Origin of the sequence: Paraburkholderia sp. Ac-20336 (assembly GCF_017105025.1) — a bacterium.
Lineage (GTDB): Bacteria > Pseudomonadota > Gammaproteobacteria > Burkholderiales > Burkholderiaceae > Paraburkholderia.
In genome coordinates, this window is sequence record NZ_JAAGPS010000315.1 from 1 (window position 1) to 245 (window position 245).

Annotated in this window: 1 pseudogene; it reads left to right on the forward strand. The window is 74.7% G+C overall.

Annotated features, from left to right (window positions below):
- A pseudogene (locus GXB81_RS31215) lies at positions 1-245 on the forward strand (hypothetical protein); the annotation flags it as partial.

Genomic DNA, 245 nt, shown 5'->3' on the forward strand with positions numbered 1-245 from the left:
TAACGCGGGCCGGGGTTCGCGGCGCAGGCGTCGGTGGCGTCGATTGCGGCGATCGTCGCGGCGGAAGCGTTCAATTTCGCGTATGCGTGGACCTGCCGGCGCTTCGGCTGGCCGGTTGCGCTGGTCGCCGGCCTGACCGGCTGGTTCGGCTCGGCGCTGCTGCTCGTGCGGCTGCCCGGCCCGCTTGGCCGGGCGGTGGCGGCGGCCGGCGCGGCTGTCGTGGTGTTGCAGAGCGGTTTGCCGCG